Annotated in this window: 20 protein-coding genes; 9 read left to right on the plus strand and 11 right to left on the minus strand. The window is 38.6% G+C overall.

Going from position 1 to position 19,613, the window contains the following annotated elements; genetic code table 11:
- Window positions 1-247: 247 nt before the first annotated feature.
- The gene (locus tag BVH04_RS20860) at window positions 248-763 is read right to left on the minus strand and encodes a DinB family protein (RefSeq protein WP_086543400.1); all 516 of its coding nucleotides are present in this window, start codon (window positions 761-763) and stop codon (window positions 248-250) included.
- Between the two features lie 224 nt (window positions 764-987).
- On the opposite strand from BVH04_RS20860, the gene BVH04_RS20865 reads away from it, so the two are divergent.
- The 5 genes from BVH04_RS20865 to BVH04_RS20885 all read left to right on the plus strand — a co-directional run bounded on the left by BVH04_RS20865 (window position 988) and on the right by BVH04_RS20885 (window position 6,701).
- Window positions 988-1,266 carry a hypothetical protein gene (locus BVH04_RS20865; protein WP_086543427.1) on the plus strand — a complete coding sequence of 93 codons (279 nt, stop codon included), beginning with the start codon at window positions 988-990 and terminating at the stop codon, window positions 1,264-1,266.
- Between the two features lie 668 nt (window positions 1,267-1,934).
- A complete protein-coding gene (locus BVH04_RS20870; protein WP_086543401.1) occupies window positions 1,935-3,596 on the plus strand; it encodes an FAD-dependent oxidoreductase in 1,662 nt (553 codons plus the stop codon).
- Between the two features lie 297 nt (window positions 3,597-3,893).
- Window positions 3,894-4,343 carry a GNAT family N-acetyltransferase gene (locus BVH04_RS20875; RefSeq protein ID WP_086543402.1) on the plus strand — a complete coding sequence of 150 codons (450 nt, stop codon included), beginning with the start codon at window positions 3,894-3,896 and terminating at the stop codon, window positions 4,341-4,343.
- Between the two features lie 327 nt (window positions 4,344-4,670).
- Window positions 4,671-5,750 (plus strand): hypothetical protein, encoded by a 1,080-nt coding sequence (locus BVH04_RS20880; RefSeq protein ID WP_086543403.1) that lies wholly within the window; start codon window positions 4,671-4,673, stop codon window positions 5,748-5,750.
- A gap of 468 nt (window positions 5,751-6,218) precedes the next feature.
- Entirely contained in the window at window positions 6,219-6,701 is a 483-nt protein-coding gene (locus BVH04_RS20885; protein ID WP_086543404.1) for a PAS domain-containing protein, read from the plus strand.
- A 1,742-nt stretch (window positions 6,702-8,443) separates the two neighbouring features.
- Here the strand turns inward: BVH04_RS20885 and BVH04_RS20895 are convergent.
- The 4 genes from BVH04_RS20895 to BVH04_RS20910 are packed head-to-tail and all read right to left on the minus strand — an operon-like array spanning window position 8,444 to window position 9,965.
- Window positions 8,444-8,626, minus strand: a complete 183-nt coding sequence (locus BVH04_RS20895; protein WP_086543405.1) for a hypothetical protein — start codon at window positions 8,624-8,626, stop codon at window positions 8,444-8,446.
- Window positions 8,627-8,650: 24 nt separating this feature from the next.
- Complete coding sequence (locus tag BVH04_RS20900) at window positions 8,651-8,905, minus strand: hypothetical protein (protein WP_086543406.1); 255 nt, start codon at window positions 8,903-8,905, stop codon at window positions 8,651-8,653.
- 21 nt (window positions 8,906-8,926) lie between these two features.
- Window positions 8,927-9,358 carry a hypothetical protein gene (locus BVH04_RS20905; protein ID WP_086543407.1) on the minus strand — a complete coding sequence of 144 codons (432 nt, stop codon included), beginning with the start codon at window positions 9,356-9,358 and terminating at the stop codon, window positions 8,927-8,929.
- The gene (locus BVH04_RS20910; protein WP_086543408.1) at window positions 9,345-9,965 is read right to left on the minus strand and encodes a hypothetical protein; all 621 of its coding nucleotides are present in this window, start codon (window positions 9,963-9,965) and stop codon (window positions 9,345-9,347) included. Before BVH04_RS20910 ends, BVH04_RS20905 begins: the two co-directional genes overlap by 14 nt.
- A gap of 102 nt (window positions 9,966-10,067) precedes the next feature.
- Between BVH04_RS20910 and BVH04_RS20915 the strand changes: the two genes are divergently transcribed.
- From BVH04_RS20915 to BVH04_RS20930, 4 genes are all read left to right on the plus strand, one after another.
- Entirely contained in the window at window positions 10,068-10,274 is a 207-nt protein-coding gene (locus tag BVH04_RS20915; RefSeq protein WP_086543409.1) for a helix-turn-helix domain-containing protein, read from the plus strand.
- On the plus strand, window positions 10,264-10,731 hold the full coding sequence (locus BVH04_RS20920; protein WP_086543429.1) for a very short patch repair endonuclease: 468 nt from the start codon (window positions 10,264-10,266) through the stop codon (window positions 10,729-10,731). Before BVH04_RS20915 ends, BVH04_RS20920 begins: the two co-directional genes overlap by 11 nt.
- 72 nt (window positions 10,732-10,803) lie before the next feature.
- The gene (gene dcm, locus BVH04_RS20925) at window positions 10,804-12,072 is read left to right on the plus strand and encodes a DNA (cytosine-5-)-methyltransferase (protein ID WP_317045516.1); all 1,269 of its coding nucleotides are present in this window, start codon (window positions 10,804-10,806) and stop codon (window positions 12,070-12,072) included.
- Window positions 12,038-13,264, plus strand: coding sequence for a type II restriction endonuclease (locus tag BVH04_RS20930; RefSeq protein WP_169714476.1), 1,227 nt, complete (start codon window positions 12,038-12,040; stop codon window positions 13,262-13,264). Before dcm ends, BVH04_RS20930 begins: the two co-directional genes overlap by 35 nt.
- 2 nt (window positions 13,265-13,266) lie before the next feature.
- On the opposite strand, the gene BVH04_RS20935 is transcribed toward BVH04_RS20930, so the two are convergent.
- The 6 genes from BVH04_RS20935 to BVH04_RS20950 form a co-directional block, all read right to left on the minus strand.
- On the minus strand, window positions 13,267-13,803 hold the full coding sequence (locus BVH04_RS20935) for a KilA-N domain-containing protein (RefSeq protein ID WP_205635895.1): 537 nt from the start codon (window positions 13,801-13,803) through the stop codon (window positions 13,267-13,269).
- Between the two features lie 541 nt (window positions 13,804-14,344).
- Window positions 14,345-14,530: a hypothetical protein gene (locus BVH04_RS26795; RefSeq protein ID WP_240511004.1), complete on the minus strand. Its 186-nt coding sequence runs from the start codon at window positions 14,528-14,530 to the stop codon at window positions 14,345-14,347.
- Window positions 14,518-15,015 carry a KilA-N domain-containing protein gene (locus BVH04_RS26800; protein WP_240511005.1) on the minus strand — a complete coding sequence of 166 codons (498 nt, stop codon included), beginning with the start codon at window positions 15,013-15,015 and terminating at the stop codon, window positions 14,518-14,520. Before BVH04_RS26800 ends, BVH04_RS26795 begins: the two co-directional genes overlap by 13 nt.
- A gap of 384 nt (window positions 15,016-15,399) precedes the next feature.
- Window positions 15,400-15,615, minus strand: coding sequence for a hypothetical protein (locus tag BVH04_RS25230; protein ID WP_140160631.1), 216 nt, complete (start codon window positions 15,613-15,615; stop codon window positions 15,400-15,402).
- Between the two features lie 3 nt (window positions 15,616-15,618).
- A complete protein-coding gene (locus BVH04_RS20945; protein WP_262481379.1) occupies window positions 15,619-16,341 on the minus strand; it encodes a KilA-N domain-containing protein in 723 nt (240 codons plus the stop codon).
- Between the two features lie 2,232 nt (window positions 16,342-18,573).
- Window positions 18,574-18,912: a hypothetical protein gene (locus BVH04_RS20950; protein ID WP_086543412.1), complete on the minus strand. Its 339-nt coding sequence runs from the start codon at window positions 18,910-18,912 to the stop codon at window positions 18,574-18,576.
- Between the last annotated feature and the right edge of the window lie 701 nt (window positions 18,913-19,613).

Raw genomic sequence — 19,613 nt, forward strand, 5'->3', positions numbered from 1 at the left:
TCTTAAACCGGTGGCCGAGCAACTACTAGTTGGCATGCCGATCTAAGCCGAGGCCATGTGCTGTATTACACAACTGTCAGAAAAGCGTATAATTAAATAGAGATTTTCACACAATTTAATCGTGATGCCTTAAAAAGAAATTTAGATCACTTTTTATAGCGTATAAAATATATCGATTGAGATAAAGGATGGAATGGTCAAAAGTTTTGTCGACAAAACCTCGATAAAGTTTGAGTGGTAAATTTTTTCAGCTATTCAATTCTTTCTGCAAAACCCTCACTGTAACCAGCAACTGACCGAAATGTCGCTGGGTATGCTCGGCCGCATGAAATAATAATCCTCCCACGGTAGAAGGCAACTGAGCTCTGCCCACGCCTCGGAAATCTAAAAGAGTGCTTGGATCAATCTTGGAAATGAGATTCAAAAATTCACCAATCTGATGATCTAACCGATCCACTAGACCTTCTGTGCTCAGCTCCTCATTTACTATTCCTTCCTTTTTCAAATAGTCAAATTGAATAGAGGTTAATGATTCAGCTTTGGCGTAAGCACCCATACGATCAAGTACTCCTACTATATGCTGTAGATGGAAAGCAGGGCTGGCCATTCCCGCAGGTTTTTCCCAAAGTAAATCTGAAGGGAAATCTTGCATTAATTGATGGATTTCTTCCTGAGCTTGTAGAATCGCGTGAACCACTGCTTGTAATTCTGCAGGAAAGCCATCTATCGGTCCTCTTAGCCATACTTCGGGTTGATTTTTCATAGAGGTGAATTTACGGGAGATTCAATTTAGGCAATGATTCCGGAATGGTGGAATTTGAATAAATCAGTTCCCTTTCAGGGAGTAGCGCAGGTCAATAAGGAGGGAAATTTGCTTAGACTGGCACTATTAGTTTTCATCAAGTCAGCTAGATGGATTTCGCTGTAACTAATAACTATTGTATATTCTATGCGTTGATAGAATCTATAAACATAAAAAACCAAACCATGGATAAATTAGAAAAAGTAGAAATGATGGATAAAATTCTAAGGGAATTTGAAGATTTGAGGAACAGTCAGCTATCTGTTTTGAAAAAAATATCCAAGATAGAGGCGGATAACATCAATCTAGGTGTGGGTCTTTTGGAGAAGAGATTACCTGAAATGTGGCAGAATGTAGATAGCAATCTCAATCTAGTGTCTACCTTGGAAGAGGAGTTTCAAGCATATCGTGACAAATACTATACGGATAACAACATTGCAGCTTTAGAAGATGCTGAAGAGTAATTAATGAAAATGGGATGTAACAACCTCCCGATGTAAAAATTAGCACTTGGAGATTATGAATTGCAGGTATTAGTCAAAAGAACTGAAAAAGAATGGGAGTTATTAGTCAACCAAAAAGTTAAAGAACTAGAGACAAAATAAATACTTTAGGACCAGTGTCAAAAAAAAATCTCACCCTGAAAGGATGAGATTTTTTAATTTTATAGCAGAATACTTTTAAATCGCAACCAATACTGGACCTGCTACATTTGATTGGAGTAGTGGCCAGACTGATTTGTTCGTCCTACGTCCTGGTGTGACGTTCTAAAAAATGGTTTGTTTTTGCTTTGGTGTTTTTAGGAGTCGTCATTTTGAGGCACGAAGTAATCCAAATAGGTAAAACGAGAGAGACTGCCTCGCCCGCGCAGTGAAATTTCAAAAAATGGTTAGGCCTTACTATGATATTTTTCAGCACTAAAAGAATTTTCATTTCTTATAAAGGTCTTTTAGTAGTAATATGGGTTTGAAATTAAAGGGATTCTAGAGAAACGTCAAATTTCAGAATCCTCTTGATTATACCCAGTCACAATATTTCTACCGAGTGAAAGTCAAAACAGTGATTCTCCCAAATCAAGACTTGCTTTTCATTTAGATAGGAATCTGTACCAATTTTAATTAATAAGAATAAAATGAAAAATATATTACTTCTCTTGAGCCTGTTCATCACTGGAATATTTTCTCCAAATGCATATAGTCAAACCTATGACATAGTCATTTATGGAGGAACTTCAGCAGGTGTAGCTGCCGCTATTCAGGCTTCACGAATGGATAAATCTGTAATCCTTATTGAACCGTCGAATAGAATCGGGGGGCTCACTACCGGAGGACTGGGCCAAACTGATATTGGCAATAAGCAGGCGATTGGAGGGATTTCCAGGGAGTTTTACCAACAGATCAAAGCTTATTATGAGCAGCCAGGCAATTGGAATTGGCAAAAAAGAGACGAGTATATTGATAGCGGCCAATCCAGAACCAAAGAAGGGGAGGATGCGATGTGGACTTTTGAGCCTTCAGCAGCTTTGAAAGTGTATCATCACATGTTAAAAGGAGAGAAGGTTCAAATCATTTATGGCGAACGGCTACTGCGATCTGATGAGGGAATCAAGAAATCAGGTGGTCAAATTCAATCCATTACGATGGAAAGTGGAAAAACTTTTTCCGGCAAGATGTTTATGGATGCTACTTATGAGGGGGACCTGATGGCTATTGCCGGCGTTAGCTACACAGTTGGTAGAGAAAGTAATGCTCAATACAAGGAATCACTGAATGGTGTGCAGGCAAATTATTACAGTGTAAGCTTGAAAAATAAGCCTTCTCACAATGCCTTAAACCATAATTTTGTCCCCGGTGTGGATCCTTACATTGAACAAGGAAATCCTTCCAGTGGACTACTCCCATACATTATTCAAGGAGGACCAGGGATTGATGGTTCTGGGGATAATAAAGTTCAGGCATATTGCTTCCGAATGTGTCTTACAGATCACCCAGACAATAGAATTCCCTTTAAAAAGCCTGAAGAATACAAGGAGATTAACTATGAACTTTTATTTAGGAATTATGAAGCAGGAGAAACCCAATTGCCCTGGATCAATTCTTCTATGCCAAATCGTAAAACAGATACGAATAACAGGCTAGGTTTTTCCACTGATTTTATTGGGCAAAATCATGATTATCCAGAAGCTAGTTATGATGAACGTGAAAAGATCGTTGAAGCACATCGTACCTACCAGCAGGGATTAATGTGGGCGCTTGCAAATCATCCTCGAATTCCGGAGAAAGTCAGAGCGGTATACTCGCAGTGGGGTACTAGTAAGGATGAATTTGAGCGTGAAGACGGATGGCAAAACCAACTCTATATCCGTGAAGCGAGAAGAATGGTCAGTGATTTTGTGATGACCCAGCGTAATAGTGAAGGGATTGAAGTGGTAGAAGATGCAGTTGGATTAGCTGCCTATGGTATGGACTCACACCATATCCAGAGGTATGTGGACCATAATGGTTATGTTCAAAATGAAGGAAATGTAGAAGCACACGTGGATGGACCTTATCCTATTAGCTATCGATCAATAGTGCCTAAGAAGGAAGAAGCTACTAATTTGCTTGTTCCTGTATGCCTGAGCGCTTCTCACATCGCTTTTGGGTCTATTCGAATGGAGCCTGTGTTCATGGTGCTAGGACAATCGGCAGCCATCGCAGCTTCACTAGCCATTGATAATTCCACTAGCGTGCAAGATCTTTCCTATGATAAATTGAAAGCGGCTTTGCTAGAAAATAAGCAGCGTTTAGACTAGGAAATTACACGAATAGCAGAACCTGGTATGAAGAATTATCAAAACATAGTGTTTTGGCGTAGGGGATGCCAATCGAGAATTGGTATGCCGCCAAAACGAGTAGATCTCAATTGATTTTAATTTGGATGGATATTCAGGTCTGTTGGGACCTGCATTTTGGAGGCAGTCACAGGCCGATGTATTATGTATTCCGATCATGCAACAATTCATAATGCTATTTGGACAACCAAGAAATGCTAGTAATATTTGATTTTTAAACCCACTATAAAATCAACTTAATCTTCAAACGCATTTTTAATGAATTACACACCTACCGTCAAAGCTTTCCACGAACTCACTGTAAACGAATTGTATGACTTGCTAAAGCTGAGAAGCGAGGTATTCGTGGTGGAGCAGAACTGTGTATTTCTGGATCAAGACGATAAGGATCAGCAATGTCACCATCTGCTTTTGTATTCAGAGGATCAACTGGTAGGCTATAGTAGGTTAGTTCCTGCTGGTTTGTCCTATCAGGAAATGTCCATTGGAAGAGTAGTCTCTTCACCTTCCGTGCGGGGAAAAGGACTGGGTAGAGTAGTGATGGAGTTATCCATTGAATATTGTCAGAAACTTTTCGGGTCTGGAGACATTCGGATAGGTGCTCAAACTTATGCACTGGGTTTTTATGACTCTTTGGGTTTTGTTTCTGACGGTGAGGTCTATGATGAGGATGGGATTGAGCATATTGAAATGGTGAGAAAGAATTAGCTAGCTAATAGTTGATTATATTTTTTGAATTGCAATTGGATAGGGATTTGGTCATTGGTAGCAAAGAGAAGCAATCGTTATTCTACCATCTATTCCATCTGTCCCCATTTGGACCAAAAAGTGTTCTCCTGAGCCATCTGGATAAATATAGACTTATTCGGTCACACTCGCCTGTCGGCCAATAGGCATCTACGGTACTGAAAATCAAATAAGTAAGGTTATTTACTGGGTGGTGGATTATCGTATTTTACTTCTATTTAAATCATAAATTTTTTAACTTATCAGGTATCTAATATTTTTTCCGCAAACCTTTTCATCGCCACTATTATGAAAGCATTAGTTCAAAATTCAATCCTCGCTTTACTATCTACAGCCTTACTTTTTTCCTGTAGGGAAGATCCCGCTCCGGAATTGCCACCAAGTAACTATTCAGAAGGAATATTAATCCTAAACGAAGGAACTGTGGGAGCCAATGATGGGGAGGTGTTCCACTACAACCCAGACCTGGATGTGTTAACCCCAAATCTTTTTGAAACGGCAAATGGGCGTCCATTTGATGGAATACTGGTCGATATCCTGCAGGTAGGCGATCGAATCTACCTCGTATCCAGTACAGGCAAAGTGGAAATCGTCAATGCCAGTGACTTCACCTCTCGGGGAACTGTAGCCGATGGTTTGGACCGGCCAAGCTCTGTAGCAGTGGAGGGTGAGAAGCTATATATAGCGGATTTCGGTCCAGAAAATGGAAACTCCACCAGCTCTCAAGCCTATGTCGCAGTCATCAATGGGCTAGATGGTGGGCAGGTGGTGAGCAAGATCCCGGTTGCGGTGCTGCCTGAAATACACTTATCCACGGATCTAACCCTAGTCGTAGCCAGTCAAAAGGCCGGCAAATTACAGTTTGTCAATGTAGGATCTGAAGATATTGGATTATCCTATGATCAGTCTCCAACTACCATGGTGGGAGGAGTCTTCGTGGCAGGCTTGGGAGCCAACTTCTATACATTTGATCAGGATGTGATTGGACTGCTTACGACCTTATATCCCAGCTTTGTCATTGATTCTTATAGGGATTATGATCTGCCAAATGCCACCAAGAGCTTTGCTGTACTCAGTAGTTTTGAATTTGCGCTGATCACAAGTTCGGGGGTATCGGGCGAAAAGGATGAAGTGCATATCGTCAATTTTAACGGTCGATCCCCACTAACCTCAGTCCAGTTTATAGAAGGAACTAACCTCAATGGCCTAGGCTATGATGTCTCAGGAGAAGAATTCTATCTCGCGGACACGAAAGGTGGTATAGGCAATGGTGAAGTCCGCATTTACAAAAGAGACGGTTCGCTGGTTAAGACCTTATCGGTGGGGAAAAATCCCTCTGGTTTTTATTCGAAGGAACGGATGCGGTAGATTTCAAAAGTATTTTTAATAGGTAGTAGGAGGCAGCACTTATCTACCTTGGGGGGCTAGCCAACAAAGAGAAGCTAGAGCTCCGATTCCAGAGTTAATTTATAGGATTGGATAAACTGGGATAAGTTGGATTCTGTACTTAAACGGTGGTTCCCACCTGTTGGACGGGCAGGGGTCTTTCTTTGCTATCCTCAAGGCAGGCAACCTTTTTGAACAAAGAAATAAGGCTTCTTGCAGCAGTGTGGATAATCAAACTATTTTCAAACCAATCAGAGACCTCAGGATCATCTCCTGAGGTTTTTTTGAGATGGTAAGTAGGAGTGACATGATTCTTTTCCCTTAAGTGACAGACTCCTACAAATTATTTTCAGCTAACGCTTTATTTCTTTTAACAAATAATCAGTTTACATGTTATACTTAATCAATTGGATAATAAGACGAGGGTTTCGTCCCAAGAAGTAGGTTTTTATGAGAAGTAAAATTGAATTGAAGGGTAGGTGTAGCCCACTTATGAGTTGGGATATTTCCAATCCAATTTTTAATGTGTTAAGCAAAAGGTCTGCGGATCTTGAGGTACTCAAAGACATAGCTGTTTTGAATAATTGGGAAGTAGATTTTGTAAAAGAACTGTCAATCAGTTATCAGACGCTCGTATTGACCGATTTGGAGCAGACTATCCTATGGGTAAATGATGGATTTCAGTCTATGACTGGATATGCTCCTGATTACGCTATCGGGAAGAAACCAGCATTCCTACAGGGACCTAATACCTCAGAAGTGATAAAAGGCAGGATTCGCGAAACGCTGAGCAGTGGCGGTCGGGTTTCTGAAACGATCACCAACTATAAGAAAAACGGCTCGGCGTATGAGTGTCAAATCACCATTATCCCGCTGATCGATTCCAATCAAGTGATTACGCACTATTTGGCTTTAGAAAGAGAGGCAGCGTAAAGGCGGAGGGGAAGGTTACTGAGTGGAGGTTTAGGTTTATGGATTTACCCGAAGGCTTGGGAGTAAACCACAATTTCTCTAAATCAATTTCAAGAAAAATTCTCGGTTCGTAATCTTACTGATGGTGTCTTTTTCCATGTCCCAATCGATTTTGGGTACAACTTCCTGAATTTTTCTATCTCACCAGATAGAATTAGGAAAGCTGGTTTAAGGGCATTATCGACCTTTCTGTTGTTTTCTTTAAGCCTAAACCTCAACACTTATTCTAATTTAACTTCAGCTCTGATTTTTACATCTGGCATTAGTAAATCTGTTAATCAGGATAGTTCTTCAATTAGTAAACTTATTTGTGTTTAGGGCGCGATGGCAGCGGGGTAGGCGTTGGCCTTGCGGATGATAGCTTTTGCACGACTTGACCTTTTGGTCCTTTTGCATCAAGGCAAAAGGAAGAAAGAAACCTAACTAAAGGAATTTAGATAAATAAGGAGATTACGGATAAGCTTCTCAATTATAATATGACTGTTCGTAATGTTGCACCTATGGTCTTGAAATCAATGGTTGAGGTTCAAGTTCGGCTAATCCCTCTTTTTTCAATGGGGGGCTAGGGGGATTTTTTCATTTGAAAACCGTAATTAAATTGGGTATGTGTAAGATCACGGTTACACACAATATACATATCCGCTTCTCTGCCAGTAACAATACAAAAGCATTATTAAGAATGCTCCACTCTAAGATTTAGTGTACTTCGGTCTTCCATCCTTTAAATCAAAGAGAATAATGCTACTGGCATAATTTCGTATAATCAGAATATATAAAATGTAGTTTCCATTCTCCTGCATATCACCTCATTTCCAGAAAGGGTATGTGGACAGAAAGGAATGGTCCAGTTGCGACATATTTTTTTAATTCAGTCAACCACCACAGTTAGTACGCGCCTATGACAGTAGGCAAAATCTCCCCATTTTTAGCAATTTCTTTCTAATAAAAACAAGAAGTCGTTCGGTGAAGGCACAAACCAAGGTTAAGCTAGAACATCAATCATATCCTCGCTTCATATAGGTCTTAACAGACACTGAAAGGCCTATTGAGCAGATATAATGATTCTTGAAAATCTTCAAACAAATACAACCCTCACTTGCACTTACCTAAATATCATTGTAGGGCCAGATTTTGTGTATATTATCTCCAATTCAGCTTCCAACCCAAATTTAATATTCACTACAATTTTTTGTAAAAAAATAAAAACCAAAAATCAATCACGATGAACAACTTCAAAAGATATATTTCCACGGCTTCGATTTTTCTTTTTGCATTCCTCCTGATCCCATGCATATCATATTCCCAAGTGCCACGAGGTATACCAAAACCAACAGGCCCAATTGATTTTTCAGAGACCAGCAACGTGGTCATTTTTGTGGTCATACCCGTTGTTATCATTATTGCCTTTTTAATTTTTAGAAGGAGAATTGTGAAAGTAAAGCAAGAAAAGAGGAAGAATGAGAAATAATAATGAGTAGTGCCATGCTACCTATGGAAAGAGTGGACTTTACCAATTCTTTGACAAACATAGGTTTCACGCTCATTTGATTTGAAATACTGTTGGCAGCATTGATTAGCTACAGTGAAGCTAAAGGTCTAAAATCCGGGAATTCAAACATAGTCTTAAAAAGCCTAAAGTTGGATCAGAGCAGGAAAGTCTTCTAAATCTTGAAAGCCAAAATTTTTAATCACCGATTCCTTTTCTAAGTTCGTAAATACTGCCGAATCGTAGTGATGGTAACTTTTTCCGAATCCCAGTCGATTTTGGGTACATCCACTTGAATTTCTCTATCCCACCAAATAGAATTTGGGAAGCTGGTTTTAGGACCCAAAAGACCCATAAACTTGTTGTTTTTGATCAAAACTGTGATGGTTACATTTTCCATGATTTTAGGATTTAGTGTTGAATGTTATTTTAATCTATCAAGTAAGAATGGAAGACCTATATCATAGATTTCAACGCCTTCCTTTTCGCAAATCTCAAAGCAGGCCTCCATTAGCTTATTTCGTAATTCGGCTTCTTCGGGACTGTAGGAGGGAAGACGAGTTTCCACATTGATGTAGCTTTTGAAATCCTCGTCGGGATGAAAATTGAGGCTTTCCTCGTGAATTAGATATATGAAAAAAGTCTCGACGTCTGAAAGGGTTTGGATTGAGTTTAGCATTTTTTGGTTACAGATAAAACATTAGAAAATTACCGTAAGAAACCCATCGTGGGCATTTCCCGAAGTATCCTGAATAGTCACGCTTACGTTAGTTTCCACTCGATCTCCGATTTTTGAGAGGTCTACCATCTGTTTTGGTTGTACTACCTCAATCACTTTTCCTGAGACTATTGAATGATTGTCTTTTTTTATGGAGGCTCTAAATCCAATCAGGTCAGTTGTTTCCACTTCGGCTAGTTCCAAATCTTCCAATAAGACAGTACTAATTGGGGGGAAACTCAATCCAGTATTTAGAGCCTTTATGTCAGCCTTCGGCTTTAAACTTTCATCATACTCGAAGATCTCCAACAAAACATAAAGCTGATTGGGATTTTCATCAGGATAGGGAGTGTGGAATTTGACGATCTGTCCGACTTTGGTCGGAGTGCTTATTTTCTTTTCAATACTTTTCATAAACAGTTGAATTTAAGCGATTGATAAGTTCAGGTCTTAAGTCGGCTATCAGCTGGTATTTTTCATTGGTAAGCAAACCTCCGGTTATCTCTTCGATCGGTATGTTGTAGCATTTGGCGTAGTGGCAAATCGTTTGAATTGCTGATTCTGCATAGGAGGGGGCATTCTGAAGCAGACTTACTTTATGAAATACCAATCGATCACCTTGATATTCGTGAGTATCCAAATTGCCTTCAAAATACTTTTCAAGTTGGCTGAGTTGATCCGCAGAGCCTAAAGAAACCAGAACCTCCAGCGTCAATGGAAGGAAATTTTTACGATTCTGATTTATCCATTCCATAAGTTGAATAGCTGAATCCACGGCTCCTTCAAGAGTTTCGAACCATTCGGTCCAGTTTAACTTTTCAAATTCATAGCGTTCAAGAATTCCCTTTGTTTGGCTTAGACTAAGGAAATATGGCTTAGCTGGATTATCGTATTCGTGCTTCATCACGGATACCAAGAATTCTTCATCACACCCCAAAAATTCCAGATAACCGTATATCTCGTCGAGTTCACTGATCACCCAATTTTCCGGTAGCGTTTCAGGCAAATAGCTTTTATACATGGTATGTTTGTTAAGATGGTTGACAAATCCGACTATCTTAAGGTAATTAAAAAAATCAAATTGTTCACTATTGTAAACAATTTATTTCAAAAATAAATCTGAATGGATATCAAAAAGGAATTCGGAAAGCGATTGAATCAATTAAGAAAGGACAGAAAAATGTCTCAGGAAAAGCTGGCGGAACTCTCCGAATTAAATCGACCTTATATTTCCGCTATCGAGCAGGGAAAACGAAACGTCTCTTTGGAAGTAATCTCAAAACTTGCCCAAGCCTTGGATATTGAAATCAAACAATTCTTTGAAGCCTAATAAACCATACATAAGACCCAAAGTAGCCGTTGCTCAATTTTCAGAGGAAAATGGATTCTATACCACTGAGCAAAGGTCTTACAACATGTCTCAGATTAAATCCAAAGGGACAAAGCCGGAAAAACTCCTTAAAAAAGCATTGTGGGAATTAGGGGTTCGATACAAAACACCTAAAAAACCGCTATTCGGAAAACCTGATATCAGTCTAAAAAAATACAAGCTGGTTATATTTGTGGATGGTGCCTTTTGGCATGGCTACGACTGGGAAAACCGAAAGCAAGCCATCAAATCCAATCGAGAATTCTGGATTGCCAAAATCGAACGGAATATGGAACGAGATCTAGAAGTCAACAATTTCTATAAATCCAAAGGCTGGATTGTCTTGAGGTTCTGGGATTTTGAAGTGAAGGGGAAGTTGTGGGTTTGTATTAACATGGTTTTTGATTTTTTCAAATAAGATTTTTTAGAATTTCTAAGAATGACATTGGAATTCCATGTCGACTATAGTCTACATTTTTTTACATTTGGAATGTCCAGAAAAATAATATCTGGAATAGCATTCTCAAAAGATCACAAAATGTCTATAAAGTACTCTGAGCTAAAAAAGAAGCTTAAGATCGAAGTAAAAAAACCTGAGCAAACTGAATTAGCAAACCTGACCCATTTTTTACACTCTATTACAGAAGAACAAAGAGGATACTACAAAAATGCTGCACTTGATTACTTAGAATCGTTCGTTGATGGAGTTGAAGAACCCATTTATCAAACTAAGATTCCTTTAGAATGGGATATTCCCTTTCCGGCACCCCAAAAACCGAAGTTTACATTTATCGATCTTTTTGCGGGTATTGGAGGGTTTAGATTAGGATTCCAAGAGATTGGCGGAAAATGTGTATTCACAAGTGAATGGAACCACTATGCTCAAAAAACTTATGAGGCCAATTTTGGAGAGGTTCCATTCGGAGATATAACTAAGATCAATGAATCTGACATTCCAGATCATGATATTTTGGTAGGAGGATTTCCATGTCAACCTTTTTCAATTGCAGGTGTGTCGAAAAAAAATTCGCTTGGAAGAACTCATGGGTTTTTAGATGAAACCCAAGGAACTCTATTTTTTGACATTGTTAGAATTATTCAGAAAAAGAGACCTAAAGCTTTTCTTCTAGAAAATGTAAAAAATCTTGTTTCTCATGATATGGGTAACACTTTTCGGGTGATTTCTAATGCAATAGATGAATTGAGATATACTTTTTACCCTATGGTTTTGGATGGAAAATATTTTGTTCCCCAACATAGAGAGCGGATTATTATGGTAGGTTTTGATAGGGATCATTTCAAAGGAAAAGAAGAGTTTATATTCCCTAAGATGCCTCAATTTCCTCCAATGGTTGTAGAAGATATTCTTGAAAAGGTGGTAGACGAAAAATATACTTTAAGTGATAAATTATGGGACTATCTTCAGAGATATGCAGCGAAACACAAAGCAGCTGGTAATGGATTTGGATTTGGTTTAGTCAATTTCGACGGCATTTCTAGGACGTTAAGTGCAAGATATTATAAAGATGGTTCCGAAATACTAATTCCTCAAGAAGGGAAAAATCCAAGAAGACTCACACCAAGGGAATGTGCAAGATTGCAGGGCTATCCAGAAAATTTTATAATCCCAGTTTCAGACACACAAGCATATAAGCAGTTTGGTAATTCTGTAGTAATGCCTCTAATGAAAGAGGTTGGGATATCAATATTTAAAACTTTAAAATTTGAAGAAAAAAAACATGTCAAATCCTCTGTCTAAATTCTTCGTCGTAGCCGGAGCTAAAAGGTTAAGCGCAGTTGAAGCCGATCCTAATAAATCTAATCAACATGAGTTTAATGGCGTGGTTGGCTTCAGGAATGTTTTTGGTTCTGAAAGAATAACCTTTGATACGGATTTTTTGTATTTGACTGATGAAGAAGCTGAAGAGATATCTGAGTCAGGTTTTTTAACTTGGTATGATTCAAGGGTTAATAACCCAAAAAGATCAGCAGAATTCCGAATTTATTATAAAACAAATATTGCAATGCAACTGGCTCAGGAAGGCGATTTGTTGATTATTGCCAAAACCACAAATGATAAATTGCTTGTAATTATTTGTCCAAAAGGATCAACTCATGAGAGTCAATTGTTATGGTTGTTTGGTTTGGAAGAATCTGAAAGTCGGTTTGTAATTAAAGAGTATTTTGAAGAAAAATCTGATTTAGGGTATTCTGGAAAAGTAATTGTTTCATCATTAGGATTAGAGATTGATGAGGAAGAACCAGATTATCTCGAAGATATGTTAGCAAAGTTTGGCCAAAAACTTCCTTCAACATTTATTTTCAGCGAATACGCAAGGAACACCTTAAAGGATAAAGTTTCAGCAATTGATGCCCCTGATGAGACTTTAATTTCTTGGATGATGTGGGAAGAAAAATTGTTTAGAACTTTTGAGAAGCGTTCAGTTCAGGAAAAATTAAGAACTGGTTTTGGGAAAGATGGTTTGGATGTAGACGATTTTATTAGCTTTTCTTTAAGTATTCAGAATAAAAGAAAAGCTAGAGCAGGGTATGCTTTTGAAAATCATATGGCCGTGATATTTGATTTTAATAAAATCACCTATGCTAGAGGAGTGAAAACCGAGCGAAATAATAAACCTGATTTTCTTTTTCCAGGAGCAGTTGAATATTTTGACAGTGGTTTCCAAATTAATAAACTAACAATGTTGGGACTTAAAACTACTGCAAAGGATCGCTGGAGACAAATAATTCCTGAAGCCGATCGAATAAACCCAAAACACTTGATAACACTTGAACCAGCAATAAGTAAGAACCAAACTGATGAAATGCGTATTCAATCGGTGCAATTGGTAATCCCTAAATCAATTTCACCAACTTATTCTTTGGATCAGCAGAAAGAGTTAATGTGTTTAGAAGATTTTATAGATCTAGTAAGAAAGAAACAATCTTAAAATCATAGGCTTACTTTTTCTGGGATCAGATTTTCCTTGATGGCATCAGTGTGGATGTGGTAGTTGACATTGGAGAGCGTTCTTTGGAAGTCCCAATTGAGTTTTAGACGACTGTTTTCATCTTCTTTGAGGCGTTGAAATTCGTTTACTAGATAAATTTGAAATTCTGGACTTAGCCACATCGCAAAGTGGAAGGCTATGTCTTTATGAGCATAAGTGCCTCCGTATCTTCCAGCTTTTACAATCATTCCTTTTGCTTGAGTTCTTGTGATCCATTGCCCTACAGACATTATAAATCTGTTAACTCCTGCATCTTGTTCAATTACCCCGAATTCGGGGTAATTGAAATTTGGATTGTTTATTTTTTCCCAAGTTCCCAAATACTCAAGGGTATTTTTATTTGTAATCCATTTTCCAATCAAACTGCTCCCTTCCTTAAAACCTCCAGACTTATCTGTAAGACTAATAAAGTCGATTTCATTCTGCGCAAAAACAGAAATCTCAGATCCTTTTACAGTTATTTTCTGATTCTTTGGCATAGCTGGAATGATTAAATTAAAACGAGACGAGTTTAAATTCAGGAGGAATCATCTGTCCTAATATAAGAGCTCTAAAGTATTTCGATTTCGCTATCATCTTAACACTACTTATCAATCTACTCCTTAACACAAATACTCAACACCACAGATCGCAATGCAGCTAAGCCAACTCCCTCAAATCCTCCGTCACCACTCGGCTGATTCCGGGTCCGATCATCGTAATGCCAAAGCTAATTTCGCACTGATCCTAGCGCTTTTGCTTTGGGCGAAGATAATCAATCGATTCAAAAAGTCACTTATTCAGCTGACTAATCGCTTTTTTATGCTGAACCAGCGATTTCATCTGCGTAATCGCCAACTGATTCAACTGGATCAATCGTTCAGATTGGTTGATTTCTTGATGGATCAGTAGGGCATTGGTACTTTTACCTATTTGATAAAACTACCAATTGCTCGATAGTAGCATAATCTCTTACATTTCCTTTCAGACTTGGGTTGGCTTCCCGCCACTGTTTAGCTGTCATCCCAAATAGCGTCCTATTCAAAACTCTGCTTCAGTGGCATAGATGATTGAGCTCTGTTTCGCACTTACTTTTTCTGGGATTAGGTTTTCCTTGATTGCATCGGTGTGGATGTGGTAGTTGACTTTGGCAAGCGTTCTCTGGAAGTCCCAGTTCAGTTTTAGACCGTTGTTTTCATGTGTATATAATTGTTTTAATTGCCACATGGAATCTCGCACGCAAAATATTCATTGCTCAGCCTGATACTTGCATCTTGCTCGATTTCATCTTCTTTGAGGCGTTGAAATTCTTTGATTAAGTAAAATTTAAACTCTGCACTAATCCAAGATGCAAATTCAAAGGCAATATCTCTATGGGCAAAAGTTCCTCCGTACCTCCCAGACTTTGATTGGATTCCAATTGCCTTGGTTGCTTCAATCCATTTTTGTGGGGTAAGGGCAAAACTATTTGATCCTGATTGATTTTTAAAAGCATCGAATTCGATGCTTTTAAAATTTGGATTGTTCAATTGCTCCCAAAGTCCACAGAATTCAATGGCACTCCGTGTTCTCATCCAATTTTGAATAATATAATTTGTACGTTCAGATTTACGATAGCGTGCCATATCTGTAAGAGATATGAAATCTTCTGAATTGGTTGAGTAAAGTGCTATTTCTCTTCCATTGACCTCAATTTTTTTTGTCTTTGCCATAAAAAGTCTTGTATGTGTTCCACTTAAAAATTTGACTGCAACTTTCTAAAACTCAATCCAAATCCCAGAATTTGTTTCTTCTTCTCATTGGGATGCGCTATGAACAAAAGATGGAAGTCCTACCTGAGTTTTAAGTGGTCAAATTCGACCACTTTAAAATTTGGATTGTAGGTTTTTCAAAACGCCCCAAGAACTTTAATGTGGTTCTTGCTCTAATCTAGTTTTGAATATCACCAGCTTAGAACACATTTTATCTTCAATTCCTCAATTTAAATCTCTCAAACCAAAAACAAATAACCGACAACCATTAACAGAATGCTTCAGTCGTCCCTCCCTACCAATGACAGAGTGTATTATATTTTGAGATTTGAAATATTTCAGCATTTAATTCTGAAAACCACAGCTAAAACGGCAAACCCTGTTATCTCCTTTTTGTATATTTTCTGAATTTTCAAGACTCGCAATGACGACTTTAGCCAACTCCCTTAAATCCCCCGTCACCACTCGGCTGATTCCAGCTTCGATCATCGTAATGCCAAAGCTACTATCCGTGCTGGTCCCAGCGCTTTTGCTTTGGGTGAAGATAATCAATCGATCCAAAAGTTATTTTTTAAGTTGATTGAGGGCTTTTTTATGTTGAACCAGTGATTTCATCTGCGTGATAGCAAACTGATTCAACTGGATCAGACGTTCAGATTGGTTGGTTTCTTGGTGGATCAGTAAGGCATTGGTACTCTCCATATTTGACAGAACTACAAGTTGCTCGATAGTAGCGTAATCTCTTACATTACCTTTAAGACTCGGGTTATCTTCTAGCCATTGCTTAGCTGCGATACCAAAGAGTGCGATGTTTAAAACATCTGCTTCGCTGGCATAAATTATAGAGCTTTGCTTACTGCTTATTTTCTCAGGGATTAGGTTTTCCTTGATTGCATCGGTGTGGATGTGATAATTGACTTTGGAGAGCGATCTTTGGAAGTCCCAGTTCAGTTTTAGACGGTTGTTTTCATCTTCTTTGAGGCGTTGAAATTCGTTTACTAGATAAATTTGAAATTCTGGACTTAGCCACATCGCAAAGTGAAAGGCTATGTCTTTATGAGCATAAGTGCCTCCGTATCTTCCAGCTTTTACAATCATTCCTTTTGCTTGAGTTCTTGTGATCCATTGCCCTACAGACATTATAAATCTGTTAACTCCTGCATCTTGTTCAATTACCCCGAATTCGGGGGAATTGAAATTTGGATTGTTTACGGTTTCCCAGATTCCAAGAAATTCCACAGTATTTCGATTCCTTAGCCAATCTGATATGAAAAAATCCCCATCCAAAGCATGTGTAATATTTGGTGATTATAAATATTTCAAATTATAATTTATGAGTGTTCGCTTTGTTGCACGTTCCGGAAAAAAGCTAAATCTTGATTCTAAATCGGATCAAATTCCCCCTTTCGCAAAGGGGGCAAGAGCCTGTCCCGAATATCGGGAGGGATTTTAGGAAGCAATTCAGTTTTAAATTTGGCTACGTGTAACAAAGCGGATACACATAAAAATTATTTTCTCAATTGACCAATCGCTTTTTTATGCTGTTCCAATAATTTCATCTGAGGTTAATAATTTGAGGCTTTCAATCTTGTCGCAAAGTTTTATTAGATTTTCCACTGGTAAAATATTTGAATTTTTTCCAAAAGGTGAGTTTTCACAAAATCGTATGCTTTTGATCTAGGGAATTGCAATTCCAAGAAAATCAACAATTATTCGTTTTGGCGAACGCTCCTTTTCTCGATTGACCTCAATCCTGCCAAAACAAAAAAACCAATGCCTTTCTTTTACCCGGGGTTGAAACCCAGGGCTACCAATTTAGCGTCCCTACAGGACGCCTAAACCCATGGTTAAAACCTGTACTAGGAGCAATTTTAGCTGTTCGAGAATTGTAATCTCGAACCATCATCTGGGGATTTGCAACCCCAGAACTATCAACCATTAATAGTTTTGGCGAAACCACTTTATCTCGATTGACCTCAATCCTGCCAAAACAAAAAAAAATGTCATACTTTTACCCTACCAATCCAGCGTCCCTACAGGACGCTAAACCCATGGTTAAAACCTGTACTAGGAGCAATTTTAGCTGTTCAAGATTTGTAATCGCGAACCTTGATCTAGGGATTTGAAATCCAAACACGATCAACAATTAATAGTTTTGGCGAACCCTCCTTTTCTCGATTGACCTCAATCCTGCCAAAACAAAAAACAAATGTCATTCCTTTCACCGGCGGTTAAACTTTGGTCTACCAATTTAGCGTCCCTACAGGACGCTAAACCCATGGTTAAAACCTGTACTAGGAGCAATTTTAGCTGTTCGAGAATTGTAATCTCGAACCATCATCTAGGGAATTGCAATTCCAAGAAAATCAACAATTATTCGTTTTGGCGAACGCTCCTTTTCTCGATTGAGCTCAATCCTGCCAAAACAAAAAACCAATGCCTTTCTTTTGCCCGGGGTTGAAACCCCGGGCTACCAATTTAGCGTCCCTACAGGACGCTAAACCCATGGTTAAAACCTGTACTAGGAGCAATTTTAGCTGTTCGAGAATTGTAATCTCGAACCTTGATCTAGGGATTTGCAATTCCAATACAATCAATAATTATTCGTTTTGGCGAAACCACTTTTTCTCGATTGACCTCAATCCTGCCAAAACAAAAAAACCAATGCCTTTCTTTTACCCGGGGTTGAAACCCCGGGCTACCAATCCAGCGTCCCTACAGGACGCTAAACCCATGGTTAAAACCTGTACTAGGAGCAATTTTAGCTGTTCGAGAATTGTAATCTCGAACCATCATCTAGGGAATTGCAATTCCAAGAAAATCAACAATTATTCGTTTTGGCGAACGCTCCTTTTCTCGATTGACCTCAATCTTGCCAAAACAAAAAAACCAATGCCTTTCTTTTACCCGGGGTTGAAACCCCGGGCTACCAATATAGCGTCCCTACAGGACGCCTAAACCCATGGTTAAAACCTGTACTAGGAGCAATTTTAGCTGTTCGAGATTTGTAATCTCGAACCTTGATCGAAGGATTTACAATCCCAAGAAAATCAACAATTATTCGTTTTGGCGAACCCTCCTTTTCTCGATTGACCTCAATCCTGCCAAAATAAAAAACAAATGTCATTCCTTTCACCGGCGGTGAAACTTTGGTCTACCAATCTAGTGTCCCCACAAGACGCCTAAACCCTTGACTTGGAGCAGATCTAGCTATTCGAGATTTGTAACTCCGCATGAGTGTTGAATAGGCGTAGAGCGAGACAATAATCGGGAACAATTCCGCCTTCTATCAAATTGAATTTTCATTCTAGATAGAATAATCGGTATTTAACCAATTAAAAATATGAAAGGTGCAATTGCTCGTTTTCAGCTGTCGGGAATACACCTAGCCCCAGCTGATAGGATTCAGGTTTTAGCAGATATTTTTCAACTCTGAGATCAGACATTTCAGCTTTTTGCTTGTATTACTCCTTTTAGCTCTGATATATCAGCTAAGAGTAGAGAAGAAAAAGTAAAAGACTAGCTGAGATCCACCTTTCTCTTTTCCTCAAAATTTTCAGTTAATAAGGTATATACAGAATTAAAGGTTTCTCGGTTGAATCGTGAATCAACGTGATGCCACTTGCCGCTTTGAAGTTCCAGGTTTATAGCATGGGTTTTCCCAATCCATAGGCGATTGATCTCCTGCAATTTCCAGCTTTTGAGTTCTGTGTCTAAATTGATTTCTTTTTTGCGCAGGGGGTACCGAATCACCAGATTTTTTCCGTTAACCCGAATATCTGAGCTTCCTCTCGTAAAATATATCAACGGTAAAAAAGCAAGAATCACAATAATTGCAGCTATGACAGCAGTTTCCATAAGCTTCTGGTTTTTTGGCAAAAAGGCTCAAAGTCGATACCAGAATAACCGATTGACAAAAAAATCAAACCCTTCAAATTCATTTTAAACTTTATGATCCGGTATTCTAATGTTAAATAAGAAAGGGTGTAGCTAGTAAAGGACTTTTATAAGCTTCCAACCCCATTTTTAGAGGGATGTTATATTTTTTCGAACATGCCTTACCCTAATTTAATTCGCGTAGCAGACTCTCCCTAACTTGAGGATCATAATTCCCCGTATAGGTGTAGAATGCTAGCTGTACCGTAATCCGTACAGCTCTTCAGCTGGATCCATGGATTTTTAATCCCGAGTCCAAGCTTATGAAGAATCAGAACCACCGTACCCAATGTCCGCCAGCACATCTGGTTGGTAGAATTAGGTAAGGCCATTCTGGAGCACCTTCCATCGGTGCGCAGGGTGAAAACTAGCTCTTCGAGGTTTGTAACCTCGAAGTCAGATCAAGGGATTTGTAATTCCATTTCTCAAAAGTACAACCCCGCCATCAGTGAGAATTAGGGCTACAAAAAGTAGAAAAAGGGATAAAATTCTCTTCTTCAGCGAAACATTGACAACTTTAAGTATTTAAAATCTAATTTTTTGTATTTTAAAATATATTTCGAGAAGAATAATCGATAATTGGGACACTAATTTGAGGGTTTCGTCCCTCTTTGCTTTTTATT

The sequence above is a fragment of the Algoriphagus antarcticus genome, from assembly GCF_002150685.1.
Classification (GTDB): domain Bacteria; phylum Bacteroidota; class Bacteroidia; order Cytophagales; family Cyclobacteriaceae; genus Algoriphagus; species Algoriphagus antarcticus.